We start from the raw sequence: 1,058 nt of genomic DNA, 5'->3' as shown, positions 1-1,058 counted from the left end.
GCGGCGGCACAAACTCCGCTGGGGGGTTGCCCGGCCAGCCGGCGAGCGCCGGCAACGGCGCCGCTGGCGGCCAGGGCGGCGCCGGCGGCTGGGTCTACGGCAACGGAGCGTCCGGAGGGGCCGGCGGCGTGGGCGGGACGTCGCAGGGCACCGGCGCTGCCGGATCGGGCGGCGTCGGCGGTGCGGGCGGCAACGCATACCTGCTCGGCAATGGCGGGTGGGGCGGCGCCGGCGGCGGCGGCGGCCCGCAGAATGGGACGGGGCCTGCGGGGCACGGCGGAAACGCGGGCGCGGGCGGTGGCGGCGGCTGGCTGCTGGGTGACGGTGGCGCCGGCGGCACGGGGGGAGCCGGCGGTAATAACACCTCGTCTGGAATCGGCGGCAACGGAGGCCAGGCCGGCCTGGGCGGCAACGCTGGGCTGAACGGCACTGGTGGCCGAGGCGGGGACGGTGGCGCGGGCGGCACCTCCAGCAACAGTTCCGGTGGGGCGGGTGCCAACGGCGCGTCCGGTGGCACCGGCGGGTGGCTGTCCGGTGACGGCGGCGACGGTGGCAACGGCGGCGCCGGCGGTAAGAACACCGGTGCCGGCACGAACTCGGCGGGCGGCGCCGCCGGCGACGGCGGGGCCGGCGGCAGCGCCCGGCTGATCGGCGCTGGCGGTGACGGCGGCGCCGGCGGTCTCGGCGGCGAGACCAAAGGCAGGCAGGACGGCGCGGTCGGGGGCCGTGGCGGCAACGGCGGGCTGGGCGGTAACGGCGGGGCGCTGTTTGGCAACGCTGGGAGCGGCGGCAGCGGCGGGAACGGTGGGAACAGCCTTGGAACTGCCGGCACCGCGCACAACGGAATCGCCGGCGGCGCCGGAGGTAGGGGCGGTGACGGCGCCAATGGCGGCAACGCTGGGCTGTTCGGCAACGGCGGCAGCGCCGGCAGCGGCGGTGACGGCGGTAGCGGTGGTGGCGCCCAGCTGGGTGCCGATGGCACCACCACCGCCAGAGGCGGCACGGGCGGTACCGGCGGCGCGGGCGGTGCCGGCGGCGCCGGCGGCAACGGCGGTCAG

At 78.9% G+C, this 1,058-nt stretch carries 1 protein-coding gene; it reads left to right on the top strand.

All coding sequences use genetic code 11. The features are described 5' to 3' along the window. Positions 1 to 26: 26 nt before the first annotated feature. Positions 27 to 1,058, top strand: a 1,032-nt coding sequence (locus A9X01_RS29900; RefSeq protein ID WP_216638914.1) for a hypothetical protein, incomplete at its 3' end; no start/stop codon positions are given.

The organism is Mycobacterium asiaticum, assembly GCF_001668675.1.
GTDB classification, from domain to species: Bacteria; Actinomycetota; Actinomycetes; order Mycobacteriales; family Mycobacteriaceae; genus Mycobacterium; species Mycobacterium asiaticum_D.
The sequence above is the reverse complement of the archived record's forward strand: the minus strand, read 5'-3'. Positions and strand labels throughout refer to the sequence as shown.